Source organism: Mesorhizobium sp. M0159, from assembly GCF_040322295.1.
Classification (GTDB): Bacteria; Pseudomonadota; Alphaproteobacteria; order Rhizobiales; family Rhizobiaceae; genus Mesorhizobium.
Window position 1 is genome coordinate 35603 of record NZ_JAMYTF010000001.1, and the last position, 25914, is coordinate 61516.

The 25914-nt window shown below is 63.7% G+C and carries 22 protein-coding genes, 1 tRNA gene and 2 pseudogenes; 18 read left to right on the plus strand and 7 right to left on the minus strand.

All coding sequences use genetic code 11. The features are described 5' to 3' along the window. The first annotated feature begins 12 nt into the window (after positions 1 to 12). From NKJ32_RS00180 to NKJ32_RS00205, 6 genes are all read left to right on the plus strand, one after another. Entirely contained in the window at positions 13 to 774 is a 762-nt protein-coding gene (locus NKJ32_RS00180; RefSeq protein ID WP_023678183.1) for an SDR family NAD(P)-dependent oxidoreductase, read from the plus strand. A gap of 142 nt (positions 775 to 916) precedes the next feature. Beyond that, on the plus strand, positions 917 to 2122 hold the full coding sequence (gene pcaF, locus NKJ32_RS00185; RefSeq protein ID WP_023678182.1) for a 3-oxoadipyl-CoA thiolase: 1206 nt from the start codon (positions 917 to 919) through the stop codon (positions 2120 to 2122). A gap of 530 nt (positions 2123 to 2652) precedes the next feature. Next, entirely contained in the window at positions 2653 to 3684 is a 1032-nt protein-coding gene (locus NKJ32_RS00190; RefSeq protein ID WP_023678180.1) for a BMP family protein, read from the plus strand. A 274-nt stretch (positions 3685 to 3958) separates the two neighbouring features. Continuing rightward, positions 3959 to 5449 (plus strand): ABC transporter ATP-binding protein, encoded by a 1491-nt coding sequence (locus NKJ32_RS00195; RefSeq protein WP_502896697.1) that lies wholly within the window; start codon positions 3959 to 3961, stop codon positions 5447 to 5449. Continuing rightward, positions 5449 to 6504 carry an ABC transporter permease gene (locus tag NKJ32_RS00200; protein WP_352470745.1) on the plus strand — a complete coding sequence of 352 codons (1056 nt, stop codon included), beginning with the start codon at positions 5449 to 5451 and terminating at the stop codon, positions 6502 to 6504. Before NKJ32_RS00195 ends, NKJ32_RS00200 begins: the two co-directional genes overlap by 1 nt. Continuing rightward, positions 6501 to 7445: an ABC transporter permease gene (locus tag NKJ32_RS00205; RefSeq protein WP_352574549.1), complete on the plus strand. Its 945-nt coding sequence runs from the start codon at positions 6501 to 6503 to the stop codon at positions 7443 to 7445. The genes NKJ32_RS00200 and NKJ32_RS00205 overlap by 4 nt, the downstream gene beginning before the upstream one ends. Before the next feature lie 14 nt (positions 7446 to 7459). On the opposite strand, the pseudogene NKJ32_RS00210 reads toward NKJ32_RS00205, so the two are convergent. After that, positions 7460 to 8228: pseudogene (locus tag NKJ32_RS00210) on the minus strand (SDR family NAD(P)-dependent oxidoreductase). A gap of 264 nt (positions 8229 to 8492) precedes the next feature. Here NKJ32_RS00210 and NKJ32_RS00215 point away from each other — a divergent pair. Together NKJ32_RS00215 and NKJ32_RS00220 are read left to right on the plus strand one after the other, a co-directional pair. Beyond that, a complete protein-coding gene (locus NKJ32_RS00215) occupies positions 8493 to 8648 on the plus strand; it encodes a hypothetical protein (RefSeq protein WP_023678176.1) in 156 nt (51 codons plus the stop codon). Between the two features lie 130 nt (positions 8649 to 8778). Further along, positions 8779 to 9726 carry an LLM class flavin-dependent oxidoreductase gene (locus NKJ32_RS00220; protein ID WP_352696941.1) on the plus strand — a complete coding sequence of 316 codons (948 nt, stop codon included), beginning with the start codon at positions 8779 to 8781 and terminating at the stop codon, positions 9724 to 9726. Here the strand turns inward: NKJ32_RS00220 and NKJ32_RS00225 are convergent. The 3 genes from NKJ32_RS00225 to NKJ32_RS00235 are packed head-to-tail and all read right to left on the minus strand — an operon-like array spanning position 9672 to position 12662. Beyond that, on the minus strand, positions 9672 to 10709 hold the full coding sequence (locus tag NKJ32_RS00225) for a dihydrodipicolinate synthase family protein (RefSeq protein WP_352724385.1): 1038 nt from the start codon (positions 10707 to 10709) through the stop codon (positions 9672 to 9674). The two genes, NKJ32_RS00220 and NKJ32_RS00225, sit on opposite strands and share 55 nt — an antisense overlap. Next, positions 10699 to 11694, minus strand: a complete 996-nt coding sequence (locus tag NKJ32_RS00230; protein WP_352648135.1) for a Gfo/Idh/MocA family protein — start codon at positions 11692 to 11694, stop codon at positions 10699 to 10701. Before NKJ32_RS00230 ends, NKJ32_RS00225 begins: the two co-directional genes overlap by 11 nt. Continuing rightward, a complete protein-coding gene (locus NKJ32_RS00235) occupies positions 11691 to 12662 on the minus strand; it encodes a Gfo/Idh/MocA family protein (protein WP_031212079.1) in 972 nt (323 codons plus the stop codon). The genes NKJ32_RS00230 and NKJ32_RS00235 overlap by 4 nt, the downstream gene beginning before the upstream one ends. Before the next feature lie 97 nt (positions 12663 to 12759). Here NKJ32_RS00235 and NKJ32_RS00240 point away from each other — a divergent pair, with 97 nt between their 5' ends. From NKJ32_RS00240 to NKJ32_RS00270, 7 genes and pseudogenes are all read left to right on the plus strand, one after another. Continuing rightward, entirely contained in the window at positions 12760 to 13473 is a 714-nt protein-coding gene (locus tag NKJ32_RS00240; protein ID WP_031212077.1) for a FadR/GntR family transcriptional regulator, read from the plus strand. Positions 13474 to 13505: 32 nt separating this feature from the next. Next, complete coding sequence (locus NKJ32_RS00245; protein ID WP_352569474.1) at positions 13506 to 15086, plus strand: ABC transporter substrate-binding protein; 1581 nt, start codon at positions 13506 to 13508, stop codon at positions 15084 to 15086. A 66-nt stretch (positions 15087 to 15152) separates the two neighbouring features. After that, positions 15153 to 16112 carry an ABC transporter permease gene (locus NKJ32_RS00250; protein WP_023678169.1) on the plus strand — a complete coding sequence of 320 codons (960 nt, stop codon included), beginning with the start codon at positions 15153 to 15155 and terminating at the stop codon, positions 16110 to 16112. Beyond that, a complete protein-coding gene (locus NKJ32_RS00255; protein ID WP_502897626.1) occupies positions 16109 to 17014 on the plus strand; it encodes an ABC transporter permease in 906 nt (301 codons plus the stop codon). Before NKJ32_RS00250 ends, NKJ32_RS00255 begins: the two co-directional genes overlap by 4 nt. An 18-nt stretch (positions 17015 to 17032) precedes the next feature. After that, a complete protein-coding gene (locus NKJ32_RS00260; protein ID WP_352826629.1) occupies positions 17033 to 17950 on the plus strand; it encodes a dihydrodipicolinate synthase family protein in 918 nt (305 codons plus the stop codon). Beyond that, positions 17947 to 18957 (plus strand): ABC transporter ATP-binding protein, encoded by a 1011-nt coding sequence (locus tag NKJ32_RS00265; protein WP_352697076.1) that lies wholly within the window; start codon positions 17947 to 17949, stop codon positions 18955 to 18957. The genes NKJ32_RS00260 and NKJ32_RS00265 overlap by 4 nt, the downstream gene beginning before the upstream one ends. Then, positions 18957 to 19924 (plus strand): annotated as a pseudogene (locus NKJ32_RS00270) (ABC transporter ATP-binding protein). The gene NKJ32_RS00265 and the pseudogene NKJ32_RS00270 overlap by 1 nt, the downstream one beginning before the upstream one ends. Positions 19925 to 19940: 16 nt before the next feature. Here NKJ32_RS00270 and NKJ32_RS00275 read toward each other — a convergent pair. The 3 genes from NKJ32_RS00275 to NKJ32_RS00285 form a co-directional block, all read right to left on the minus strand. Further along, entirely contained in the window at positions 19941 to 20654 is a 714-nt protein-coding gene (locus NKJ32_RS00275; protein ID WP_352796409.1) for a haloacid dehalogenase type II, read from the minus strand. Positions 20655 to 20943: 289 nt separating this feature from the next. Continuing rightward, positions 20944 to 21276: a DUF167 family protein gene (locus tag NKJ32_RS00280; protein ID WP_352796412.1), complete on the minus strand. Its 333-nt coding sequence runs from the start codon at positions 21274 to 21276 to the stop codon at positions 20944 to 20946. After that, the gene (locus tag NKJ32_RS00285) at positions 21273 to 21575 is read right to left on the minus strand and encodes a YggT family protein (protein ID WP_352796414.1); all 303 of its coding nucleotides are present in this window, start codon (positions 21573 to 21575) and stop codon (positions 21273 to 21275) included. The genes NKJ32_RS00280 and NKJ32_RS00285 overlap by 4 nt, the downstream gene beginning before the upstream one ends. Positions 21576 to 21741: 166 nt before the next feature. Here NKJ32_RS00285 and NKJ32_RS00290 point away from each other — a divergent pair. The 3 genes from NKJ32_RS00290 (at position 21742) to NKJ32_RS00300 (ending at position 25850) form a co-directional block, all read left to right on the plus strand. Next, positions 21742 to 21817: transfer RNA gene (locus tag NKJ32_RS00290), tRNA-Ala, on the plus strand. A 241-nt stretch (positions 21818 to 22058) separates the two neighbouring features. Then, complete coding sequence (locus NKJ32_RS00295) at positions 22059 to 22517, plus strand: hypothetical protein (RefSeq protein WP_352782342.1); 459 nt, start codon at positions 22059 to 22061, stop codon at positions 22515 to 22517. Between the two features lie 120 nt (positions 22518 to 22637). Further along, entirely contained in the window at positions 22638 to 25850 is a 3213-nt protein-coding gene (locus tag NKJ32_RS00300; RefSeq protein WP_352826630.1) for an AfsR/SARP family transcriptional regulator, read from the plus strand. The last annotated feature ends 64 nt before the right edge of the window (positions 25851 to 25914 follow it).

The window sequence follows — 25914 nt, forward strand, 5'->3', positions numbered from 1 at the left end:
AGATAAAAAAACATGATTCTGAGAGATCGCATCGCCGTGGTGACGGGTGCCGGGTCGGGGATCGGGCGTGCCGGCGCCATGATGATGGCCAGGGAAGGCGCGCTCGTGGTGATCGCCGACAGGGACCAGGCGGCGGGGGAAGCAACCGCTTCCGACATTCGTGCGGCCGGCGGTCGGGCCGAGGCCGTCGCCACCGACGTCGGCGAGGATGCGGCGGTCGAGCAGCTCATTGCGGGAACGCTGGGCCGGCATCGGCGGATCGACATCCTGCACAATCATGCCGGGATCCAGGTCGGCGGCACGCTGACCGAAGTCGGCGCCGACGGCATGGATGCCTCCTGGCGGATCAATGTGCGGGCGCAGTTCCTCGCGGCCAGGCTCGTCATGCCGTCGATGATCGCGCAAGGCGGCGGGGTGATCCTGAATACCGCCTCGAATTCGGGTGTGTTCTACGACCGCGAAATGATCGCCTACGCAACGTCAAAACATGCAGTGGTGGCGATGACCCGGCAGATGTCGCTCGACTATGCCAAACACAATGTCCGCATCAACGCGCTGTGCCCCGGCTGGGTCGATACGCCCTTCAACGAGCCGTTCATCGCGCAGATGGGCGGGCGGGCGGCGATCGAGAACTATGTCCGCACCAAGATTCCCATGCAGCGCTGGGCCAGCGCGGAGGAAATCGCCGAAGCGATCCTGTTCCTCGTCTCCGACCGCTCGTCCTTCATGACCGGTCAGGCGCTGGTGATCGACGGTGGAGAAAGCATCGGCTGATCCGCCGCTCCCGGCGGGCGGCAGCTGAAATTCTCTTTGGACTAACGGCCGGCGGCGAGATGTGCTTTCGTCTCAAGGAGAATGCGGCCAACATGGCTGGGTCGGGAGCAGAAATCATCAGCGCAAACGGGAAGGCTGCATAATGGCCGAGGCCTATATCTGCGACTACATCCGCACGCCGATCGGACGCTTCGGCGGTTCGTTGTCGGCGGTCCGTACCGACGATCTCGGCGCGATACCTCTGAGGGCGCTGATCGAGCGCAATCCAGGCATTGATTGGGCTGCCATCGACGACATCGTCTATGGCTGCGCCAACCAGGCCGGCGAGGACAACCGCAATGTGGCGCGCATGGCGCTGCTGCTGGCCGGCCTGCCGAAGGAGGTTTCGGGCTCGACCGTCAACCGTCTCTGCGGTTCGGGCATGGATGCGGTGATGATTGCTGCCCGCGCCATCAAGGCCGGCGAGGCGGAGCTGATGATATCAGGCGGCGTCGAATCGATGAGCCGCGCTCCGTTCGTGCTGCCGAAGGCAGAGACCGCCTTTTCGCGCAATGCCGAGATTTACGACACCACGATCGGCTGGCGCTTCATCAATCCGCTGATGAAGAAGCAATACGGCGTCGATTCGATGCCGGAGACCGGCGAGAACGTGGCGGAAGAGTTCGCTGTCTCCCGCGCCGACCAGGACGCATTTGCCGTGCGCAGCCAGGACAAGGCTGTAGCCGCACAAGCCAGCGGCCGGCTGGCAAAGGAAATCACGCCGGTGACGATCGCGCAGCGCAAGGGCGATCCGGTCGTTGTCGACAGAGATGAGCATCCCCGCGGGGGCACGTCGATCGAAGCGTTGGCCAAGTTGCCGACGCCGTTCCGGCAAGGCGGCACGGTTACGGCCGGCAATGCTTCGGGCGTCAATGACGGCGCCGCGGCGCTGATCGTCGCCTCGGAAGCAGCCGCGAAAAGATACGGGTTGACGCCGATCGCCCGTATTCTGGGCGGTGCCACCGCCGGCGTCGCTCCGCGCATCATGGGCATCGGTCCGGTGCCGGCCACGCAGAAGCTGTGTGCCCGGCTCGGCCTGGAGCCGCAACAGTTCGACGTCGTCGAGCTCAACGAGGCCTTCGCCTCGCAAGGCATCGCCGTGCTGCGCCAGCTCGGCATTGCCGAGGATGCGGAGCACGTCAACCCGAATGGCGGTGCCATCGCGCTCGGCCATCCGCTCGGCATGTCGGGTGCGCGCATATCAGGCACGGCGGCGCTGGAGCTGCGTGAACGCGGCGCCAGATACGCGCTCGCCACCATGTGCATCGGTGTCGGCCAGGGCATCGCCGTGGCGCTCGAACGCGTTTGATCTTTTGGCCGCCCTGGGGCAGAGCCCTGGCGCCGCCTATCTCGTTTGCCCGATATGCGAAAGACGCTCTGGTCAATGGGCGATCCTTGCGAAATGATGGACACCGTTGCGCCTAGGCCGGGAAAGTGTGGCCCTTGCAAGAAAGCTGTTTGAATTGAGCGATCCTCAACCCATTACCAACGATACAATCCTCATAATTCTGCATTATGTTCTCGTCGAAATTCGAGGGACTGACAAACCGGAAAAGGCACGGATGCTCGCGGACGCCTTTCACAACGCGCCGAGCTTGATCGCAAATGGCCATGAACCGCAAAAAACGTGGGAAAGCATTCTTTCAACCGCGCGAAGGCTTGAAATAGAGCCTTACGTCCTTCGGCTATTGCGGCACGTTCAATCGCGTCAAATTTCAAACTGAGACATTACCCGAAATTTGACCATGTGGACAAAGGTCCGGCGTCGTTCCATAGTTCCCTGTCTTTATATTTTCCGAACAGCCGGCTCGACATGGCTGTCGAACAGAGGGGCATGCAATGGACAACAAAAAGAGCAGAATCCAATCGAAACGCGAAGGGCTTTCGCGCCGCAACGTGCTGGAGTTGGGCGCGCTCGGCCTGGCGGCGGCGATGCTGCCGGGCAGCGCCTTTGCCAAGACCAAGAAGCTGAAAGTGGCGGCGATCTTCGCCACGCCGATCGAGGAGCCGTGGGACAACCAGATCCACGTTGCCCTGCAGAAGGCCGAGAAGGAACTCGGCATCGAATACAAATGGTCGGAGAAGGTGCAGACGGCCGATTTCAGCCGCGTCATGCGCGAATATGCGCAGGGCGGCTATGAGCTGGTGCTGGGCGATGCCTTCGCCGCCGAGCGCGAATCGCGCAGGACCGCCAAGCAGTTCCCGAAGACCGCCTTCCTGTTCGGCTCCGGCGCCGGGCCGGCCGAGCCGAATTTCGGCGTCTTCGACAACTGGATTCACGAGCCGGCCTATCTGTCCGGCATGATCGCCGGAAAGATGTCGAAGTCAGGCACGGTCGGCGCCGTCGCGGCGATGGGCATTCCGGAAGTGAACCGGCTGGTCAACGCTTTCTTTGCCGGCGCCAGGGAGGTCAATCCCGACATCAAGAAGAAGGTCGCCTTCATCGGCTCGTTCTTCGATCCGCCAAAAGCAAAGGAAGCGGCCGTCGCCCAGATCGATGCCGGCGTCGACGTCATCTATGCCGAGCGCTTCGGCGTCATCGAAGCGGCGGCGGAGAAGAAGATCCTCGCCATCTCCAACATGTCGGACCAGTCGAGCCTCGGCCCCGACACCGTGATCACCGGGCCGGTCTGGGACATGTATCCGACCGTCGAGCAGGCGATCAAGCTGGTCAAGGCCGGCGTCTTCACCGCGCAGGATTACGGCGATTTCTCGCGCATGGCCAAGGGCGGCTCCTACCTCGCGCCCTACCACAAGTTCGACAAGACGCTGCCGGCCGAGGTCAAGGAACTGGTCGAGAAGAAGAAGGCAGAGATCCTCGACGGCAATTTCCGCGTCGACGTCGATGAGAATACGCCGGTCTCGGATTAGGGCTCTGTCTTTTGGGGTTGGTGCTTGTCGCACCCCCCTCTGGCCTGCCGGCCATCTCCCCCTCAAGGGGGGAGATTAGCAGCTTCGCCGACAGCGCCCTCCTCTTCAGCGCTGACGATTTGCGAAAGCCGAAGTGACATCCGATCTCCCCCCTTGAGGGGGAGATGGCCGGCAGGCCAGAGGGGGGTGCAGCGCATTCCCGTCGATCAAAGCTGAATCGTAAAGCCAATTCCGATCGGGAGCACCCTTGTCAACGCCTGCCCCTCTCATCGAAATGCGCGGCATCTCCAAGAGCTTTGGCGCCGTCAAGGCGAACGAGGCCGTCGATCTCAGCGTCGCGCCGGGTGAAATCCTCGGGCTGCTCGGCGAAAACGGCGCCGGCAAGACGACGCTGATGAACGTGCTGTTCGGCGCCTATGCGCCCGATGCCGGCGAGATCCTGGTGCAGGGCCGGTCGGTGGCGATCAACAGTTCGGCCGATGCGCTGGCCGCCGGCATCGGCATGGTGCACCAGCATTTTCATCTCGCACCGCGGCTTTCGGTGCTGGAGAACCTCTTGATCGGCATTCCCGGCAGATCGGGCCGGATCGACCGCGCCGGCGGGCTGGCGCGGCTCGCCGAGATCGGCCGCCAGCACGGGCTGACGCTCGACCCGGACCTCCCCGTCTCGGCGCTGTCGGTCGGCGAGCAACAGCGGCTCGAAATCGTCAAGGCGCTGTTTCGCGGCGCAAGGCTGCTGATCCTCGACGAGCCGACGGCGGTGTTGGCACCAACCGAGGTCGACGGGCTGTTTTCGGCGCTGCGCTCGATGGCGGCACAAGGGCTCGGCATCATCTTCATCTCGCATAAGCTCACCGAGGTGCGGGCGCTGACGCATCGCTGCGTCGTGCTCCGGCATGGGCGCGTTGCCGGCCGCGTCGATGCGCCGGCCAGCACCACGTCCTCGGAGATGGCGCGGCTGATGTGCGGCCACGAGATCGTGCCTCCGGCCAGAGGACCGTCGATGCCCGGTGCGGCCGTGCTGACCCTCGACGGTATCTCGACATTGCATCATTCCGGCATGGCGCTGCGCGATGTTTCGCTGTCGGTTCGTGGCGGCGAGATCCTTGGCATCGCCGGCGTCTCCGGCAATGGCCAGCGCGCGCTTGCCGAGGTCATCTCCGGCGTGCGTGCGCCCGATGCCGGGAAGATGACCATAGCCGGCAAAACGGTTTCGCGGTTCTCGCCGAGCACAGTCCAGGCGCTCGGCCTCGGCCGCATCCCGGAAGACCGCATGACGACCGGGCTGGTCACCAATCTGCCGCTTGCCGATTCGATGGTGCTGCCGCGCATCGGCACGGCGGCGTTCAGCCGCAACGGCCTGCTCAAGCCGGATGCGATCCGCGCCTTCGCCGAGGCGCAGATCAAGGCCTACGATATACGTTGCCCCGGGCCGATGACGCGCGCCGGGGCGCTTTCCGGCGGCAATCTGCAAAAGGCGCTTCTGGCGCGCGAACTCGCTTTCGATCCGAAGGTGCTGATCGTTTCGCAGCCGACTCGCGGCCTCGACATCGGCGCTGCGCGCTTCATCCACGAAAAATTCCTCGACATGCGCGCCAAGGGCTGCGGCATCGTCGTCATCGGCGAGGATCTGGAAGAGTTGCTGATGCTCTCGGATCGTATCGCGGTGATGTATGAGGGCCGCATCGTCGGCACGCTGGACAGCGCCGACGCCAGCATCGCCAGACTCGGGTTGATGATGACCGGCGCGGAGGGCCATGCCTGATGTTCCGTCTCGAGGCCCGCACCTCAACGCCCGCCTGGTTCAATCTGGCGCTGCCGCTGCTCGCAATCGGCGCGACGCTGATCCTGTGCAGCGGCCTCATCGCACTGGCCGGCGCCGGCGTCGTCGAGGCCTATGGCGTGATGTTTTCGGCGTCGCTGGGCGACAGCTACGCCGTCACCGAAACGCTGGTGCGTGCCGCGCCGATGATCTTCACCGGACTGGCCGTGGCGGTCGCCTTCCGCGCCAAATTCTGGAACATCGGCGCCGAAGGGCAATTGCTGGCTGGTGCGGTGGCGAGCTGTGCCGTCGGTGCAATCCCGATGCCGGGGCCGCTCGCCATGCTGCTGATGGCGCTGGCGGGCGCTGCCGCCGGCGCGGCCGTCGCCCTGATCCCCGCCACGCTGCGGGTAAAATTCAGGGTCGATGACGTGGTCAGCTCACTGCTGCTCAACTCGGTCATTTTCTATGCATTGATGGCGCTGATCGAGGGGCCATGGAAGGACAGTTTCAGCGGCTACCCGATCTCGCCGCCGATCGAGGATACGGCCAATTTTCCGGTGCTGCTCGAAGGCACGCGGCTGCATCTCGGCGTCGTCGCGGCGCTGGTCGCCGCACCGGTGATCTGGTTCGTGGTCGCGCGCACGACGCTCGGCTTCCGCATCAGGGTCACCGGCGAAAACCCCGAGGCGGCGCGCTATGGCGGCATCAATGTCGAGCGGGTGCTGATTTCGACGGCGCTGCTGTCTGGCGCATTGGCCGGCCTTGCGGGCGTCGGCGAGGTCGGCGGCGTGCATTTCCAGGTGATGAGCGACATCTCGCCGGGCTATGGCTATTCCGGCATCGTCGTCGCCATGCTGGCGAGGCTCAATCCGCTCGGCGTGGTGCCGGCGGCGATCTTCCTTGCCGCCGTCATGACCGGCGCCGAGGCGATGTCGCGGGCGACCGGCGTTCCGGCCTTCCTCAGCGATGTCATCCAGGGAACTGCGCTGCTCGCCATGCTGGTGGCGCTGCTGTTCACCGCCTATCGCATCCGTCGCGTGGGAATAGCCAAATGAGCGTGGTGCTGGAACAGATCTTCCAGGTCGGCTTCCTTGCCGCGATCATCCGCATCGCCACGCCGCTAGCCTTCGCGACGCTGGGCGAGATGTTCTCCGAGCGCGCCGGGGTGCTCAATCTCGGCATCGAAGGCATCATGCTTTTGTCGGCGATGACCGGCTTCACCGCGGCGAGCCTCAGCGGCAGCCTCTGGCTTGGCGTGCTAGCGGCGGTGCTGACCGGGGCGCTGATGGGCGCCGTGCACGCGCTGTTCACTGTAGCGCTCGGCCTCAGCCAGCATGTCTGCGGCATCGGCGTGACGCTGTTTAGCTCCGGCCTTGCCTATTTCCTCTACCGGCTGATCTTCGGCCAGCAATCGGTACCGCCGAACATCAAGGGATTCGAGACGCTGCCGATCCCGATCCTGTCCGGCATTCCGGTGCTTGGGCCGGCGGTGTTCAACCAGTTCTCGCTGGTCTACATGGCGATGCTGGCCATACCGCTGGCCGCCTTCGTGCTCTACCGCACGCCTTGGGGCCTGTCGGTGCGCATGGTCGGCGAAAACCCGCGTGCCGCCGATTCTGCCGGCGTCAGCGTCATTGCAACACGCTTCCAGGCGGTGATCCTCGGCGGTGCCTTGATGGGACTGGCCGGTGCCTTCCTGTCGATGGCGCAATTCAACGCCTTCACCTTCGGCGTGGTTTCCGGGCGTGGCTGGGTGGCAATCGCGCTCGTCGTTTTCGGCCGCTGGGATCCGTGGCGATCGGCAGGCGCGGCACTGCTGTTTGCCTTCGTCGACGCCTTGCAGTTGCGCATGCAGGCGAGCGGGCTTGGCCATATCCCCTACGAGGCGTTCCTGATGCTGCCGTTCATCTTCACCATCGTCGCTATGGCGGTGATGTCGCGCAATGCGGTGGCCCCGTCGGCGCTGCTCAAGCCGTTCCGGCGCGAAGAGCGGTAGCGGCGCTTCGCCTTTCACATCGCGGTGAAGCCGTTATCGACGAATAGATGCGCGCCGTTGACGAAGCTGGCCTCGTCGCTGGCCAGGAACAGGGCTGCCTTCGCGACCTCTTCCGGCTCGCCGATCCGCCCTTGTTGCGCCGCCATTGCCGCGTCGGAGACATCGACGCCGAGTTTGTCGAGATCGGCGACCTCGCGCAGGCCATGCGGTGTCCTGATGAAGCCTGGACAGACCGCATTGCAGCGGATGTTGCGGTCGCGGAACTCGACGGCGATGGCACGCGCGAACATATGGCAGGCGCCCTTGGTGGTGTCGTAAAGCACCTCCATCGGCGTCGCCGCCACCGCCGAGATCGACGAGGTGCAGACGATGGAACCGCCGCCGGCGGCGATCATGCCGGGCAGCACGGCACGCGTCATCAGGAACATCGAACGCACATTGACGGCATGCAGCCAGTCCCATTCCTGCAGCGTGGTCTCCAGGGAAGGGTTTGATGACGAGGGTGCCGGCGTGGTTGAACAGAACCGTGAACGGGCCGAATTTTTCCGTCGCGCCCTTCACCGCCGCTTCGACCTGCGCCTCATCCGATACGTCGGCGACCCAGTGCTCGGCGACATGGCCGCGTTGCCTGATTGCCGCTGCGGTGGCCGCCGCCGCTTCGCCGTTGCGGTCGACGATCGCCACCTTGGCGCCCTCGGCCGCGAAAAGCTCCGAGGCCGCACCGCCCATTCCCGTCGCGCCGCCCGAAATGATGGCGACCTTGCCGGCCAGTCTTGTGCCCATGGTTTGCTCCCTGCTGCCTTGCCGTGACGTCGCGGCTTTCCGCTGAAGCGATGCTATCCCTCATCCATTGGATGGCCAAGGAGCCACAGACATATGGACCTGACGTTTCCTGCCGTCACCCCGGCATGCCGCGAAAGGCAGCGCTAAGCAGTAAAAGCACTAATTTGTCCGCCGTTTGGAGAAAATTGTTCTAAGGATCGCGCGAAAATAGCACTCGACAAAGTCTACTGATTTTATAGATTAAGCGCCGAGACGGAGGTCGATATGTCCTATAGCCAGAACGCTCAGACTGCCCGCAAAGGCCAAAGGCTGGGTTCCGACCAGGTGTGGCGGCCGGCCTATGCCGGCGCTTTCGCCTATCTCGTCTTTGCCCTTGCGTTTGTATTCACCGGGGCAGTGGTACTGGGGCTTATCCCCTGATTGTCAAGGCTCTGATCATCGAGGCTTCCTCGGGATAGCGGCCTGCCGTTTGCAGAAATTCCGGAGTTGATGAACCGAATGCCGGTGCGCTTTTGCGCGCCCTGATTCCAACGTGATGGAGGAGATGGCAATGCCAATCGAGTTCACGCATGTTCCCGGTAAGATCCACGCTGCCGACGCCAGCTTTTTCTACGACTATGTCGAGACCGCGACGAAGCTGTCACTGATCGAGGATGCCGGATTCCGGAAGATCGTCATCGACGACCAGGCCGGGCTGCTGACCAATATGGACCTTGCCGCCCAGACGCTGGACCGGACCTCGTCCCTGGAGGTCGTGCTCACGCATTGGGCAGGCGTGATCGAACCAACCGTGGCGGCGCGGCAGCTCGCTGCCCTCGACGCGAGAAGCGGTGGCCGGCTGTCGCTCAGGATGCTCAGCGAGCCGCTGAGCGACGACGATGCCGAGGCACGTCCGGCCGGCCATACGGTGGTCTGGCAACGCATCGATGAATATCTGGTGCTGCTGAAGCGGTTGTGGTCGAACGACAGGCCGTTCGACCATGAAGGCACCTTTTACAGCATCAAAGGCGGCTATGTGCCGCGCAAGGGGCCGCATGGTGCCGATGTGACCATCCGCATGGGCGGGCAGTCGGGCACTGCGCTCAGGGTCGCGGGCAGGCATGCGGACGTGTTCGAGCTGGCGCCTGGCTCGCTTGCAGAAATCCGCCAGTCAATGGAGCGCGTACGCGGCGCTGCTGCCGAACACGGCCGGGCCGGCAAGCTGCGTTTCGCGCTTCCCGTCCGAATCCGTACGGAAGACAAACCGGCCGCTTCCTGCCAGAAGGCGCTCGAACTTGCCGGGCCGCCGGCGCAGGTCGCGCTTTCGCTGCTTTCTTACGCCGCTTTGGGGATCAAGGAGTTCATGATCGTCGGCGTCGACAGGCCACGCGAGATTGCGACCGCCGGCCGCGAGGCGATCGCGCTCTTGCGCAATTCGCTGGCACGGCGCGAGGCCGATGTCCCTCAGCCGGGGGCGTTTGCGTCACGCTCGATACAGGGAGCACGCGCCGGCTGCTGAAGCGCCTCCGTCGTCCGCGCCTTGGTGACGGGTCTACACCATTCCGGGAAAGCCGCGTGAGCCGCCCTGGCCAGCGCCGGTATTTCCTGATCGGGAACGGAGCTGTAGGGCCAGAGCAGTCGCGGGCCGAGCGGCGCCCAGCCGCCGGCTGCCGCCATCGCCTTGTCGAGTGCTGCATCACCGACATTGTAACGGGTGCGAAACGGTAGGACATTTGCGGCGAGGAAGGCCTGTATGCGGGCCTCGACCTCGGCAGCGGCGGCCATGTTGGTGCGGATTATCTGCCACCACATCATCGCGCCCTTCGGGTTGAGGCAGGCAACGTTGGAATAGCTGCCATGGGCCCCTCCAGCATAGCCTGTTGCCAGCGTGTGGCCGGGGACGAAGACGGAAAATCCGTCCAGTTTGCGGCGCATGTCGGCATACCAGCCGGCGTCGCCGCCCGGCAGCTTGGCGCCGACCAGCGATGGCACGGCCGCACGCAGACTGGCGATGCCGTCGAGCGTCAGGTGGCGCTTGGCGTGCGGCGGATTGTAGAGCACCAGCGGCGTTTCAGGCGCGGCGTCGCACAGGCCGCCGGCAAAGCGCATGACCTCGTCGTCGCTGGGCGGCCACCAGTCGGGCAGCGTGAACTGCACCGCCGCCGGGCGAAGTCCGGCGACCCGCGTCAGTCGCTCCAGCGCGACGCGCGGATTGGACTGGCTGATGCCGATCTGGAAAGGAAGGCGCGCGCGGCCGGCTATGGTTGCGACCAACTCACAAAGCCGGTCAAATTCGGGCTCGGTCTGGCAATGGAATTCGCAGGCCGTTCCATTGGAATAGACGCCGTCGACGCCTGAGGCGCAGAGCCGGGCGATCGTCTCTTCCGTCGCCTGCCAGTCGATCGCTCCGCGATCGTCGATGGCCAGCATCACCGCGCCCCAGATGCCGCGCGGTGCGTGTGCGGGCAAGCGGGCCAGATGGTCGTCGAGGTCAGCGTCCACCGGCGATCTCGTGTTCGCGGCGGGTTTCGTTCGACGCGAAGGCAGCCTCGATAATGGCGACGATCTTGCGCGCATAGATGCCGTCGACCGGCACCGGCGTGTCATCGGCAATGGCATCGCGCATTGCGCTCCATTCGCGCACCAGCGCGTTATGCATCCAGTTCGGCTCAAAGGAACCGGGCAGCTCGGTCCAGACCGTCTCGCGGCCAAGCATGGTGCCGCGGTCCATGTCGATGCGCAGCGTTCCCCGCTCGCAGACCAGATCCATGGCATAGGTGGTGGCGCCGGTGCGATAGCCGACGCTCTGCACCTGGCCGATGCCGCCGCCGGCGAAGCGCAATCCGAGCAGAGCGCTGTCGTCTGCTTCCTGGTCATGGAACTTGGCGCCGAGCATGCCGCTCACTGACACGACATCGTCATCCATCAGCCAGACCAGGCGATCGACCGCGTGGATGCCGGCCGTCAACAGCATGCCGCCGCCGGTCGCCTTGCGCAGATGCCAGTCGCGGCGATTGTGCTCCATCCACAGCTTGATGATCCAGCTCGATCCGGCGAGCGGCCGGCCGAGCGCTCCTTCCTCCAGAATTTGCCTGGCCGCCATGCAGGGCAGGGCGAAATGCATAAGGTGGGCGACCATCAGCTTGACGCCGCTATCGGCCACGGCGGCGTTGATCGCATCGCAGGCGGCCACCGTCGGCGCCATCGGTTTTTCGAGCAGGATATGCTTGCCGGCCTTTGCCGCGCCGATGGCCATTTCGGCATGGAGATGGTGCGGGCTGGCAATGAGGACCGCATCCACCTCCTTGTCGTCCAGCAGCTTGCGCCAATCAGTGTAGCCGCGGCCGCCATATTCGGCGGTGAATCGCTCCAACGCATCGGTATTTCCCCGGCAGGACGCGACGAGGCGAATATTTCCAACCTCGCGGATTGCCCGCGCATGGGCTGCGCCGAAATCGCCGGCGCCGATAATTCCTATTCCAATCATGGTCCTGCCTTTTGATAAGCGGCGTCGATCAGCGACATCGCCGCAACATAATCTTCGATGGACACCGGCGGAGGCGCCTTTCTGGCCAGCCGGTCAAGCGTATCGCGCATGAACAGACGATAGCGCGTTGCCGGCAGTTCGACCGGCAAGTCGACGATTGCCGCGTCGTCGAGCGTTGCGCAGATAACATGGTCGCCATGATCGATGAGGGTGGCATTGGCACTGACGATGCGCCACTCGAAGTCACCGCCGGGGCGCATCGAAGCAAAGGTGTAACCGGCCTCGACGATGAACAGCGCGCCGGCCTCGTCTTCCAGCACCAGAAGTGCGTGATCCTCGACCGGGCCGGGATGGATGCGGTTCGCGATCGAAACGCTTTTCAGGCCGAGCTTGCCGGTTGCGAGGCTGAGTGCCGCGTCGACGCCGTGTATGCCGAGATTCCTCAACGCACCCCCGCCACCAACCGCCGGGTCGAGCACCCAGGCGACACCGTCGGCGATGTAGCGTTGCGGCGGGCCGTTGACCAGCCGGAACTGGCAATGCGCCACGGGGCCGGCGCGACCTTGCCGGCGCAGCCGTTCAAGGCCGGCAACGGCCGGCCCGAAACGGTTGGGCAGGGGAACAGCGACAAAAGCCTGGTGCTGCCTGGCAAGGTCGCGCAGCGCCATCAGTTCCCTCGTATGGCTGGCCGCCGGCTTCTCCAGGATCAGCGGTATCCTTGCCGCGATGATCGCACGTGCCCGCGCCGGCACCATCGAAGGGTGCCCCATCAACAGGATCACATCCGGCGGGCTGGAGAGTATCTCCTTGAAATCTTCGATAAACGGCAGGTCGTGATGCGCGGCGAACGCTTGCGCTTGGCCAGGATCCTCGTCCCAGATACCGGTGATCTCCGTGCCGTAAAAGCGTGCGGCGTCGAGGTGTATTTCGGCGTGCCAATGGCTCGAGCCGGCGAGGGTAATCTTCATTCGGAGGCAGCAGCTTTGTTATGGGCTTGCAGGATATCCTACAAGTGGCTATACGACAAGCGGCGGGCAAGCTTCAGCGGATGATGAAGGCAGTGGGATGGCGGAACTGAAGTCGATCGAACCGTTGAGCAGACCGCCGCTGCTTCACGTCACCGTGCAGGAAAGCCTCAGGGCCTATATCGAAAGCAACCAGCTCAAGGCAGGCGATCCCCTGCCGCCGGAGACGTTCCTGGCGCAGCGGCTCGGCGTCGGCCGCAACTCCGTGCGGGAAGCCATCAAGGCGCTGGAATCGATCGGCATCCTGGAGACGCGACGCGGCATCGGCGTGTTCGTCAAGGAGTTCTCGTTCAAGCCGCTGCTGGATAACCTGGCCTACGGTTTGCAGGATTCGCTGCGCGATGTCGAAGAGCTGCGCGAAATCCGTCGCGTGCTGGAAACCGGCCTCATCGCCAAGACGATCGAGATGATCAGTGCCGAGGACATCGAGGCGCTGCGCCAGTTGACCGAGCGCATGCGGCAACGTGCCGAGCGCCATGAGAGCTTCGCCGAAGAGGACCAGCAATTCCATCAGCTGCTGTTCCGCTGCCAGAACAATCACATGCTGAGCGCGCTGATCGACATCTTCTGGACGGCGTTCAACAAGGCCTCGAATTTCACCAATCTCGATAATCCGACGCCGCTGGCGACATGGCGCGACCATCACGAGATCGTCGAGGCTGTCGCCGCCAAGGACGTCGACCAGGCGCGTCGGCGGCTCGACGACCATTACCGGGGGATCCAGCAGGTTATCGCAAAAAACCGAACAAGCTGAAGAACAACCTGACTATGCCAAGGGAGGAAACCATGCGTATCAGGACCATCGCATTCTCAGTCGCCGGGCTGCTGCTCGCCAGCATTGCCCCATTGACCAGTGTCCAGGCACAAAGCGCCAAGACCATTGCGGGCGGCTTCGACGTCGGTCCCGGCGGTTTTCCCAAGAACTTCAACCCGCTGGTGGCGACCGGCGGCTACACCTGGATCAGCACCTATTTTGAACCGCTGGTCATCTACAATGCCGGGCTGGCCGATATCGAAGGCGACCTCGCCAAGGACTACAAGATCAGCGACGACCAGCTGAGCTATACGTTCAACCTGGTCAACGAGACCTGGCATGACGGCAAACCGTTCACCTCGAAGGACGTCAAGTTCACCCTCGAGCTTGCCAAGAACAAGGCCTCCGGCAGCCTGTTTGCCGCCCGCCTCGCCAACATCGCCTCGGTCGATGCCCCGGATGACCACACCGCAGTGGTGAAGCTATCGAAACCGAACGGCTCGTTTCTATCCATCCTCTCGCAGCTGATGATCCTGCCGGAGCATGCCCTGGCCGCTCTGCCGCCGGAATCGCTGGCGACAAGCACCTGGTGGTCGACCACTCCGGTCGGCACCGGCCCGTTCAAGTTCAAGCGCTACGTGACCGACCAATATGTCGAACTGGCAGCCGATGACGATTATCGCGGCGGCAAGCCGAAGGTAGACGTGCTCATCAACCGCTATTTCGAGTCGCCGGCGGCGGCCGTTGCCGCGCTCCGTGCCGGCGAAATCCAGTTCACCTATGTCGAGCCCGACGATGCGGCATCGTTCAAGAGCGACAGCAATTTCAAGGTGATCGAAGGTGCCTCGTACGTGGTCAACTATATCGGCCTGAACCAGAAGGTCGACCTGTTTAGGGATATCCGTGTCCGCCAGGCGATCATGTACGCGATCGATCGCAACGCAATCATCGACAGCCTCTACGGCGGTGCCGCCGAGCCAGCCAATTGCGGCTATGTCGCGCCGCATCTCGTTCCCGCAGGCCTCGAACCCTATGCCTACGATCCGGCAAAGGCCAAGGCGCTGCTGAGCGAGGCCGGCTGGGACAAGATCAACGGCGACAAGCCGATCACCTTGCTGACCTATTACGGCTCGCCGCAAGCGGCCAATGTGATGGCCGCTGTCCAGTCGATGCTGGCCGAGGTCGGCATCAATGTGGTGCCGCGGGTCGTCGATACGCCGACCTACAACGGCATCGTCTACAAGCAAGGCACGCCGGACTGGAACGCCTTTCCGATGGTCTATGCCGGCCTGCAGAACGGCCCCAACCCGGCCGGCCTCAATCCCGGCCTCAACAAGTCGCAGATCCCGCCGGCAGGCTTCAACACCATGCGCATCGAGTTCGACGATCTGAGCACCGCATTGGACGCCGCGCTAGGCCAAACCGATCCGGCCAAGCTCGATCAATCCTGGCAGGGGGTCTGCAAGGTGATGAACAAGGAGCTACCCTGGGCCACGTTGTGGGTGGCCAACCGCTATGGCGTAGCCTCCAACAAGCTGCATGACTTCGTCTGGACGCCGGCGCCGGGCGGCGGCCCCTACGCAGCTCACCCCGAGCGCTGGGACATCCAGTAAGAAACCCGCAACCAAGCGAGCAGGCGGGACCACTTTGGCGCCGCCTGCCACCGCCACGGAAAGCCCATGTTGAGCTTCATCGCCCGCCGCAGCGCCACAGGATTGCTGATGCTGGTCGCGCTCAGCGTCCTCATCTTCATCCTGTTGCGGCTGGCGCCGGGCGATCCGATCGACGCCTATATCAACCCATCGGTCCCCATGTCGGCTTCCGACCTCGAGGGCCTGCGCGAACGGCTCGGGCTCGATCGGCCGCTTCCCGTGCAATATCTCGCCTGGCTGCGCGCGGCGCTGAGCGGTGACTTCGGCTATTCGATTCAGCGCAGCGGCGTTGCCGTGCTGCCACTGGTCATGGAACGCATCGGCCCGACGGCGCTGCTGATGGGTACGGGCCTGGCGATCGCCATCGTGCTCGGCATTTCCGCCGGCATTTTCAGCGCGGTGCGCCGTAACGAACCATCCGACATCGCGCTGTCGGTGCTGTCGTTTATCGGTATCTCCAGCCCGGCTTTTCTGACAGCGCTGCTCGGTCTCTATTTCTTCTCGGTGCTGCTGCGCTGGGCGCCGTCCGGCGGCATGCAGACCGCGGGTGCGCCGTTCTCGGCGACGGATGTGCTTGCGCACCTCGTCCTGCCCGCCTGCCTGCTGTCCGTCGGCCATGCCGCGCTGATCATGCGTTACATGCGCGCCTCGCTGCTGGAAGTGCTCAACCAGGATTACGTGCGGACGGCGCGTGCCAAGGGCGTGCGCGAGTTCTGGGTGATCATCAAGCATGCAACCCGCAATGCGCTCTTGCCGGTCATTACCTTGATCGGCTCGACTGTCGGCATCGCCATCGGCGGCGCCATCTTCCTGGAAAGCGTGTTCAACTGGCCGGGCATGGGACTGCTTCTGGTCAACGCCGTCGGCACCCGCGATTACCCGGTGATCATGGGCGCTACCCTGGTGATCGGCGTTTGCGTCATCCTGGTCAACCTCTTGACCGACGTCGTCTATGCCGTCGTCGACCCGCGCATTCAGGTGGCATGATGGCAATCACTGCGCCGGACCCAACGGTCGACCCGACAGCCGTGCCGCAAACCAAAGGCCCGCTTCGCCGCGCGTTCGACCGCTTTTTTGAAAACCGCGCGGCGCGTGCCGGGCTTTTGATCGTCATCCCGATCCTGCTGGCTGTTTCGACCTATCCTTTGTGGTGGCCGTTCGGTCCTAACACCATCGACCTCCGAGCAATGAACAAGGCGCCGTCGGCCATTCATTGGCTGGGCAGCGACGGCGTCGGGCGCGACGTCATGGCCCGGTTGCTGCAAGGCGGGCGGATCTCATTGCTGGTCGCCGTCTGCTCGGTCGCCATATCGACCGTCATCGGCTTCCTGGTCGGCGCCGTCGCCAGCTTTGGCGGGCGTCTTGTCGACGGCACGGTGATGCGCCTGGTCGACCTGGCGATGACGCTGCCGCCGGTGATCTTCCTGCTGGTGCTGGCTTCGATCGCCGGCACCGGTATCGCCCCGACCATCCTGGTGATCTCGCTGCTCTCCTGGCCGGTGCTGTCGCGCATGGTGCGCGCCCGGCTGCTCGAACTGCGCGAGCGCGATTTTGTCGTCGCTGCCCGCGGCATGGGGGCAGGGCTGCCGCATCTCTTGTTCCGGCACGGCCTGCCCAACTGCATCGATATCCTGGTCGTCTACGCCACCTTGCAGATCGCCAACGCCATCCTGCTCGAGGCCGGCCTGTCCTTCCTGGGCCTCGGCATCGCACCGCCCGAAGCCAGCTGGGGCAACATGCTCAATCTCGCCCGCTCCACCGTCGTGCTTGAAAATTACCCCTGGCAATGGATGTTCCCGGGCGCCGCACTGGTGCTCACCGTGCTCGCCATCAACTTCATCGGCGACGGCCTGCGCGACGCATTCGACCCTCGCTCCGATCTCAACTGACCTCAAAGGTTCATCAAAATGCCCCTGTTTACCGGCGTCGTGCCACCTGTCGTCACCCCGCTCAATGCCGATTTCAGCATCGACTTCCCGTCGTTCACCCGCACTATCGAGAACCTGCTCGACGGTGGTGTTCACGGGCTGTTCGTGCTCGGCTCGACCAGCGAGGTGGTCTTCCACGACGAGGCGGGCCGCAGGGCCATCCTCGAGCACGCGGTCAAGGTCAATAACGGCCGGGTTCCGATCTTCGCTGGGGTCATCGACCCGACTACCGACCGCGTCATCAACCACGCCCGGATCGCCAGATCGGCCGGCGCCGACGCCATCGTCGTCACCGCGCCGTTTTATACCCGCACCAGCCAGCCGGAGATCGGCGACCACTTCCGCTATATCAAGGATGCGATCGACATTCCGGTCATCGCCTACGATATCCCGGTCTGCGTTCACATCAAGCTGGAGCGCAAGACCACGGTCGGCCTCGCCAGGGAAGGCGCCATTGCGGGCATCAAGGATTCCAGCGGCGATGACGGGAATCTGCGTTACGTGCTCAAGGACATGGCCGACGACCCGGGCTTCTTCGGCATGACCGGCTCCGAGATCCTGGTCGACAGCGTGCTGGCCATGGGTGCGCACGGCGTCGTGCCGGGGCTCGCCAATGTCGATCCGCACGGCTATGTCAGGCTGTGGAAGCTGATGCGGGCGGGACAGCATGCCGAAGCCCGCCTGGAACAGGAGCGGTTGTTGAAACTGTTCGAGATCGTCTGGATCTCGCTCGGCAGGACCAGCGCCGGCTCGGCCGGCGTCGGCGCCTTCAAGGCGGCGATGAAGAGCCTCGGCATCATCGCCTCGAACACCATGGCGCGGCCGCAGCGCAGCCTGAACGACGAGGAAACCGCAAAGATCGACATGATCCTTCGCGATGTGGGGCTGCTCCGCTGAGTGCCGCGCCGATCCTCTCGATTTCCGGCCTCCGCTCGGTGTTCCGCATCGCGGGGCGCGACATCGCGGCGGTAACGGATGTCGACCTGACGATCGGCTCCGGCGAGACGGTGGCGCTCGTCGGCGAATCCGGATCCGGCAAATCCGTCACCAGCCTGTCGATCATCGGCCTGTTGCCGAAAAGGGTCGGACATATTGCCGAGGGATCGATCGCGCTGCGGCGCAAGAACGGCACGCTCACCGAGCTGACCAGCCTCGATGCCGAGTCGCTGCGCAAGATACGCGGCAACGAGATCGGCATGGTGTTCCAGGAGCCGATGACCAGCCTCAACCCGGTCTACACGATCGGCGAGCAGATCGCCGAACCGATCCGCATCCATCTCGGCAAATCGCACCGCGAGGCAGAAGCAGACGCGGTGCGGCTGCTGGTACAGGTCGGCATTCCCGATCCGAAGCGGCGGGCGCGGCAATATCCACACGAACTTTCTGGCGGGATGCGCCAGCGCGCTACCATAGCCATGGCCCTGTCCTGCGATCCAGGCTTGCTGATCGCCGACGAGCCGACGACCGCGCTGGACGTCACCATACAGGCCCAGATCCTCGATCTTTTGGCCGAACTGCGGGCGCAGCGCGGCATGGGCATCCTGTTCGTCACCCACAATCTCGGCGTCGTCGCCGAAATCGCCGACCGGGTAGCGGTGATGTATGCGGGGCGTATCGTCGAAACAGGTCCGGTGAGCGAAGTGTTCACCCGTCCGCGTCATCCCTACACCGCCGGGTTGATGCGCTCGGTGCCGCGGCTCGGACAGGCCACGGCGCTGAAGGCGGCGGGAACGCCGCTGCCGACCATTGCCGGAAATGTTCCGTCGCTCGCCTTGCTGCCCAAAGGCTGTTCCTTCGCGCCGCGTTGCCCGATGGCTATCGCTGCCTGCCGCGCCGCGGTCCCTCCATTGTTTGCGGCAACGCGGACCCAGCAAAGCCGCTGCCTGCGTTGGGAGGAGCTCTGATGGCCGACGTTCCTTTCCTTTCGGTCAAAAACCTGACCAAGCATTTTGCGCCGACAGCGTTCTCGCGCGGACCCGTCGTAAGGGCGTTGGAGGATATTTCTTTCGATATCGGGCGTGGCCAGGTGGTCGGCCTGGTCGGCGAATCCGGGTCCGGCAAGACGACGATCGGCCGCTCGGTGCTGCGTCTGATCGAGCCGACATCCGGCCAAATCAACTATGACGGCACCGACATCACCAGGCTGGGTGCCGCCCAGTTGCGCCGCCAGCGCCGCAAGATGCAGTATATTTTCCAGATCCCTTCGCCAGCCTGTCGCCGCGCATGACGATCGGGCAGATCCTCACCGAAGGCCTGGACATTCAAGGCATCGGCAAGAAGTCCGAGCGGCGGGCGAAGGCCGAGAAGGCACTTGCCGCGGTCGAGTTGCCGGTCGACGCCTATGACCGCTACGCCCATGAATTTTCGGGCGGCCAGCGCCAGCGCATCGGCATCGCCCGGGCGCTGACGCTCGAGCCGGAATTCATCGTTGCCGATGAGCCGGTCTCGGCACTCGACGTCTCGATCCAGGCGCAAATCATCAATCTGTTGCGCGACCTGCAGCTCCGGCTCGGCCTGACTATGCTGTTCATTTCGCACGATCTGGCTGTCGTCGAGTACATCTGCGACACGGTCATCGTGCTCTATCTCGGGCGCATCATGGAGGTTGCGCCGGCGGCCGAGCTTTATGCCCGGCCGCAGCATCCCTACACGCGCGCGCTGCTGTCAGCCATTCCGTCGCTCGATCCGCTAGCCAGGCAAGACCGACAAGTGCTCAAGGGCGATATTCCAAGCCCGGCAAACCCGCCGTCGGGCTGCGTTTTCCGAACCCGTTGCCCGTTCGCGCTGGAGGCTTGCGCCGGGGCTGTACCGCCACTGAGGGCGACAGCCGACGGCCATCTGAAGGCCTGCATTCGCGACGACATCGCGTAGGTTTTTTGCCCTGTGCCTACGGGAGAACTTGGGCGAGATGGACAAGGTCGTCGGCCACAAAGTCCCAGCTCTCAAGAGGCGAGAGATCGGTCGTCTGCGCCGGGCCATGCTCTTTTGGCCGAGCAACAAAGGCGGTTCCGATACCGCATTTTCGTGCCGCAGCCAGGTCGTCATTATGCGCGGCGACTAACACGGCCTCCGAAGGTCGCACCACCAGGATCTCCACTGCGCGGAGATAAGCCTGCGGCGCAGGCTTGTAGGTGCCGAACACATCCGAGCCAAGGACGGTGTCCCAAGGCAGGCCGGCGCGCTTGGCCATATCCAGCAACAGCCGGGTATTAGCCCCTGACAAGGGCACGATGATGAAGCGTTCCTTTAGCCTCGCAAGGCCTTTCAGCGAATCGGGCCACGGCTCCAGCCGGTGCCAGGCGAGGTTGAGTTCCTCAAGTTCGGCGGTCGGCAGCTCGGATGGGGCCAGCCCGAACTGGACGAGGGTGGCGTCCAGATTCTCCCTGTTGATCACGTCAAGTGAAACGAAAGGGCGGTGCCCCGTCCGCACCGCCTCGGTCGAGGCGTCATAGCGCGACGCCCACGCATCGGCGAATTCACCGGGATCGACCTGCTCTGCACCAACTCGCGCGAGGAAGGCGCCGGCCTCCCTTGCGATGCCGCTGCGCCAGTCAACGACGGTTCCCAGAACATCGAAGAATAGGACTCGAGTGGCGGTCATATTGAGCTTTCCGGTCGGGTTGCGGTGGCTGTCCTGCCGCATCAGTCGCGATAGGACGGATCGACCTCGTCGAGCTGCTGATCAGATAGTCGAAATGTTTAAAAGCCTGATCGCGAAGGTGGTTCCCCCGGGGCTCATTGAAACGTCGTCGATGCCAACCCATATGCAATTCGCGTCGGATGTTTCCTCCCATTCGTTCGGCGCGTTCCCCTCTGAAGGTTTCGACCTTCACATCTTGGCCGGGCTTTTCAGCCCGGCCTTTTTTCTAGGGTGGATCAGCGAGCCGAGATCACGGCGCAGGCGTGCCCAGCGTATCGATGCGTTTCGCCAGCTCCGCGGGATCGCCAAGCACGCGCAGCGTCTTCAGCCGAGCGGTGCCGCCGGCGACGATCGAGACGGCCGAAGCGGCCACGCCAAGCGCCTTGGCGACCAGCCTTTCCAGCGCTCGATTGGCGGCGCCGTTTTCCGGCACGGCGCGGACGCGAGCCTTCAGATGGCTTCGCCCATCCGCGGTCGTTTCGGGCCCCTCGAGCCTGTCCATCGCTGATTTCGGCGTCAGCCGGACGAACAGGTCGATGCCGTCGGCGCGAAGTCGAAAGAAACGGTTCGTCCCGTGACTCACATCGATCCGATACCGAACATCGGCTGAACGGTCGTGTCTAGGAACACGCTGATAAATGTCAGCGCAAGCAACAGGATGATCGGCGAGATATCGATCCCGCCAAGGTCCGGGAGGACGCGGCGGATCGGCCGCAATGCCGGCTCGGTCAGCCGATAAAGCATGTTGCCAAGAGAGTCGACAAGCTGGTTGCGCGAGTTGACGACGTTGAAGGCGTAAAGCCACGAGAAGATAGCCGCACCAATCACAATATACCAATAGATATTAATCGCGGCATGCAGCGTATAAAAGACTGCGATCATCGGTTGCTCCTTGCGAACGCCCGACATGTAGCCACTGTAGGTGAAAGCGGCAAGAGCCGCCTTCCGCCGCATGGCGAAGCCGGACGAACGGCCGAACGGCATTTCGGCAGCACGCGCAGCCTTGACAGGAAACCGCAGCGGCCGATAAAAGCCCCATCCGCTGGACGGGGCTGTAGCTCAGCTGGGAGAGCGCGTCGTTCGCAATGACGAGGTCAGGAGTTCGATCCTCCTCAGCTCCACCAGCGGATTTTTTCGCACCCTTTGCCTGGATGAATTCCAAGGAAATCCTCCTTGGTTCACGGCGTCTCTCAGATGAAGCTCGCGAACGCATTGCAGCCTGCTGGCGGCTTGGCACTATCGTTGCCGGGTGGATTCACATCGGCGACGTAAAGACCCTCTACACCAGTAGCGTATGCGGCCTATTGCCACTGCGCCTCGTCCTTGCCAGACTTGGTCCGTCTTCAAAACCGAGGGGAATTCACCATGACCAGCGCGACAAGGCGTGATTTTGTAGGTCTTACAGGAATGGCAGCGACTGCCCTGGCCGGTGCTGTTGCAACACGAGCTACCGCTGCGGAAAGCGACGTATCGCCATCGTTCGATGAGGTTCTTCAAGAGTACAATCAAAACAACACAGAAAGGACCAGATCAAAGCTGGCGATCTATGTGGTGCTTTCTCATCTGCACGCCAGCCTCGAGGACGAATTTAGTGACCTTGGGCTAGAGCTGCCTTTAGGAAAAAAGGCCTTGCCATCGAATCTGCCGGCCAATTTCGAGGACGCGCAGGTTGCACCCCTTCCTTGGCTCTTCAAGCCCTCGGAAGTTACCGACCACGAACGAAACGGCTATGCGGCGATTGCAATGCGAATGAACGCAGTGATGGCAAGACACACCGCCGACGTGAGTGTCGGGGTTTCGCATATCATGTCGCACAAGGGATAACCGCGACCTTGCCGGCGAGCACGGCACGTCAGGCGAGCACAACGCCGGCCGGCGATTTGTTGTTGCGGGCGAACCGATTACCTGTTTTCGCGAGGCGACTGCGCTGCGAGAGTCCTCACAATGGATAAATCCTTCCGGGACGCGCCGCGCGAGATAGCAAAGCTCTCGGCACCCCGGCCAGTGGGAATTGTCAGCCGTCCGCGCGTAGTGGCGCTGCTTTCGCAGGCCCTCGACAGTGGTGCATGCTGGCTGGCTGCGCCTGGTGGATACGGCAAGACGACCGCGGTGATCGACTTTCTGGAACACGGCGGGCTGGAACAAGGCGGCCTGAAGCAAGGCGAATCGGCGTATAACTGGTATCGGGTCGACACCGAGGACCAGGACGTTGCGCGCCTTTTCCACTATCTGACGCTGTCACTCGACGGCAGGCATGCCGGCATGCCGGTCTTTGGTCCGGAATATGCCGACAATTCCGACGATTTCGCGCGGCTGTTCTTCCGCACCTATTTCTCGCGGCTTGATCCGGGCACGATCCTGGTCCTCGACGATCTGCATCGTGCCGATGCGCCAGGCTTTCGCCGGACGCTGGCGATCCTGTTGCGCGAACGCCCCAACACCGTCCGCTGCATCTGCACATCGCGGATGCTGCCCGAGGGCGATGTCGCCGACCTCGTGCTGTCGGGACAGTTGCCGGTGCTCAACCAAACGCTGCTGGAGTTTTCGCCTGCGGAGGCTCGCAACCTCGTCACCGCCCGCTCGCAATCGCCGTCCGAGGTCGGCGACATTTCGGAGGCGCGCGGCTGGGCGGTGGGCCTTCTCCTGCTGGCCAACGCCGGAATGTACTACCCGCTTTCGCAGACCGGCCTTGCCGGAGGCGCCGGCCTTCGGGAGATTGTCGGACGTTATTTCCTGCGCGACATCGCGCCGGAGGACCAGGATCTGCTTATCAGGCTCAACGTTCTGCCGGAGATCAGCACGGAGCTTGCCGATGCGTTCCTGGGCTCGCCGCAGGCTGCTCGCCTGCTGGTGCGGCTGCAGCATCGCCAGCTGCTGATCACGCGCGACGGTCCGGGCGGCGCCGCCTTCCAGCTGCATGACTTGTTGCGCGAATACCTTGCCGGCCTACTGGACCGGCGCGTGACGGAAGCGGACCGTTCCAGGCTGCGCGAGCAGGCAGCAAAGGTCCTGCACGAGGCAGACAAAACCGACGCGGCAATCGTGCTGGCGTTGCAGGCGGGCGCCTGGCCGCTGGCACGCCAGCTCATTCTGGAGTGCGCTAACGGCGTTCTCTCGCAAGGGCGCAGGGCCAGCTTCGTCGAATGGTGCAACAGGCTGCCCCCCGACCAGATGGACGGGTGGGTCCATTATTGGCTGGGCGTCGCCTTCGCATCGGCCGATGCGAAGGCCGAACCGCACTTCTCCAAGGCATGGCAAGCATTCGAGAACACCGACATGCGCGGCCAATGCCTGACGGTCGCGCGGGCGGTCGTAGTCAAGACCGCCAGCTGGCGTACGCATGAGGGGCTGGCGGATTGGACGCGCCGAGCCTCACAGGTTCTTGCCAAGGGATTGCCGGAGTTGGATCCGGAGGAACTCATGATGGTCAGGCTCGGCATCCTGCGGGCCGTCGATTTCGCCGAACCTGGCGAATTCGACGCCCATGACGCGAAGCGCCTCGTGAATGATATCCAGCAGCGCCTGACACATCTGCCGATCGAGGATTCGGTCGAGTTGCGCCTGCTGGCAAGCGAAGCGCTCATCGACTACGCGACCTCGTCGGGGCAGCGCGACATTTTTGCCAATGCCGTGGACAGCGTTGCCGCCGATCTCGAACATCCGGATATCCCGCCGCTGGTGCTCGGCATGTGGCTGGTGTCCTTTGGCTCGGCCAGCGGCCGTTACTTCCCCTATTCGCGGCGCGGTTTTGTCTATGCCTCGGCCGAGGATGCGTTGCGACGCGCAACGGCGATAGGCGAGCAGCACGCCTTACGGGGCGTCGAGTTCAGCGCCCTCTATCAGCTTCAATTGCTGATGAAGCTTCACAACAGGTTCTCGGAATTCAATGCGCTCGTCTCCCGGCTGGGCGAGATCGCGGACAGCAGGTTCACAACCCAGGTCGCTGTAGTCGCCGACTGCCACGCGGCGATGCACACGCGCAACGGCGACTTCGTCAAGGCTTATCTCGACTGCGATGCCTTCATGGATGCGATCGAGCGGGCGAATGAGCCGATGATCGAACGCTGGCCGCATTACGTCACCAAATACCAGGTCCTGCTGGCCGATCGGCGTCCAGCGGAGGCCATTGCGCTACTCCAGGAGATCGTCGAAAGGCTGAGCGGCGGCCCTCGCCAGCGCGTCGAACTCAACATTCTGGCCGCTCAGGCCCTGGAGCAGAAGTGGAACGGCGGCGCGTCCTATGGCAGTCGTCTGGCTGAATTCATGGAGGCGTTGCGCCAGGTCAACCCCTCCGCAATCCTGCTCAACCTGCCGGACCTAGTGGCCGATCTGGTCGCCGATGCGCTGGAGCGAAAGATCGACGTCGATCTCTGCCGCCGCGTCGTTCGGGCGCGATATCTGGTCCCGCCCGCTGGCCGACCCGCCCAGTGGCCTTGGCCGCTCAGGATCCACTTGATGGGAGGCTTCCGCCTCGAGATCGATGGCGCCGAGGTCGCGCCCGGTGCCAAACCTACCCGCGCTCTCGACATATTGCGCATTATCTGCCTGTCGAGGGACCAGGTCTGTTCGGTGGAAACCCTGCAGGATTGGCTCTGGCCCGACCTCGACGGCGACCAGGCCAAAGCGGCCTTGGAGCAGGCGCTGCATCGTCTGCGCAAATTGCTCGGGCAAGGCGAACTCGTAACGCTGAGAGAAGGCCGTTTGCGGCTCGCTGCCGACAAGGTCTGGATCGATCTGCAGGATTGGGAAGACCGGCTGAAACCCGTTCTGTCGGGCCAAAGAGACAGCGCAATCGAGGAGCAGGAGATGCTGCTGGAAGGCTTTGTCGGCCCGCTTTTCTCGAATGGCCCGACGCCCGCCTGGTCGAACGCCGCGGCCGACCGGGTGCGGGACGGGTTGGTGGAGCTTGCCGTGCGGATCGCCAAACACTGGCAGAGCCAAGGCAACGCGGATCGGGCACGCCAGGCGTGCCGGCGTGCGCTCGATTTCTACCCGGAATCGGCCAAACTCCATGGCACGCTCATCCAGGAGAGCCTCTCCAGGAACGACCATGCCGGCGCCATCGAGGATTACCGGCGCTATGAACGCGCGCTCGCTTCGACCGGCGATGACGAGCCCTCGCCTTTGCTGCGTTCGCTCGTGCGCCCGTTTCTCTAGACCGGTTCATCGTTTCACGGAAACGCCGAACCGCTCTATCTCTTTATTTTTGCGCAATTCCGGA

Excerpts from the sequence above, each read along its gene's own strand:
- NKJ32_RS00245 (WP_352569474.1), top strand. The coding sequence starts at position 13,506 with ATGCGTATCAGGACCATCGCATTCTCAGTCGCCGGGCTGCTGCTCGCC.
- NKJ32_RS00180 (WP_023678183.1), top strand. The coding sequence starts at position 13 with ATGATTCTGAGAGATCGCATCGCCGTGGTGACGGGTGCCGGGTCGGGG.
- NKJ32_RS00235 (WP_031212079.1), bottom strand. The coding sequence starts at position 12,662 with ATGAAGATTACCCTCGCCGGCTCGAGCCATTGGCACGCCGAAATACAC.
- NKJ32_RS00250 (WP_023678169.1), top strand. The coding sequence starts at position 15,153 with ATGTTGAGCTTCATCGCCCGCCGCAGCGCCACAGGATTGCTGATGCTG.
- NKJ32_RS00260 (WP_352826629.1), top strand. The coding sequence starts at position 17,033 with ATGCCCCTGTTTACCGGCGTCGTGCCACCTGTCGTCACCCCGCTCAAT.
- NKJ32_RS00195 (WP_502896697.1), top strand. The coding sequence starts at position 3,959 with ATGCGCGGCATCTCCAAGAGCTTTGGCGCCGTCAAGGCGAACGAGGCC.
- NKJ32_RS00295 (WP_352782342.1), top strand. The coding sequence starts at position 22,059 with ATGACCAGCGCGACAAGGCGTGATTTTGTAGGTCTTACAGGAATGGCA.
- NKJ32_RS00200 (WP_352470745.1), top strand. The coding sequence starts at position 5,449 with ATGTTCCGTCTCGAGGCCCGCACCTCAACGCCCGCCTGGTTCAATCTG.
- NKJ32_RS00285 (WP_352796414.1), bottom strand. The coding sequence starts at position 21,575 with ATGATCGCAGTCTTTTATACGCTGCATGCCGCGATTAATATCTATTGG.
- NKJ32_RS00215 (WP_023678176.1), top strand. The coding sequence starts at position 8,493 with ATGTCCTATAGCCAGAACGCTCAGACTGCCCGCAAAGGCCAAAGGCTG.
- pcaF (WP_023678182.1), top strand. The coding sequence starts at position 917 with ATGGCCGAGGCCTATATCTGCGACTACATCCGCACGCCGATCGGACGC.
- NKJ32_RS00205 (WP_352574549.1), top strand. The coding sequence starts at position 6,501 with ATGAGCGTGGTGCTGGAACAGATCTTCCAGGTCGGCTTCCTTGCCGCG.
- NKJ32_RS00275 (WP_352796409.1), bottom strand. The coding sequence starts at position 20,654 with ATGACCGCCACTCGAGTCCTATTCTTCGATGTTCTGGGAACCGTCGTT.
- NKJ32_RS00220 (WP_352696941.1), top strand. The coding sequence starts at position 8,779 with ATGCCAATCGAGTTCACGCATGTTCCCGGTAAGATCCACGCTGCCGAC.
- NKJ32_RS00300 (WP_352826630.1), top strand. The coding sequence starts at position 22,638 with ATGGATAAATCCTTCCGGGACGCGCCGCGCGAGATAGCAAAGCTCTCG.
- NKJ32_RS00255 (WP_502897626.1), top strand. The coding sequence starts at position 16,109 with ATGATGGCAATCACTGCGCCGGACCCAACGGTCGACCCGACAGCCGTG.
- NKJ32_RS00190 (WP_023678180.1), top strand. The coding sequence starts at position 2,653 with ATGGACAACAAAAAGAGCAGAATCCAATCGAAACGCGAAGGGCTTTCG.
- NKJ32_RS00230 (WP_352648135.1), bottom strand. The coding sequence starts at position 11,694 with ATGATTGGAATAGGAATTATCGGCGCCGGCGATTTCGGCGCAGCCCAT.
- NKJ32_RS00240 (WP_031212077.1), top strand. The coding sequence starts at position 12,760 with ATGGCGGAACTGAAGTCGATCGAACCGTTGAGCAGACCGCCGCTGCTT.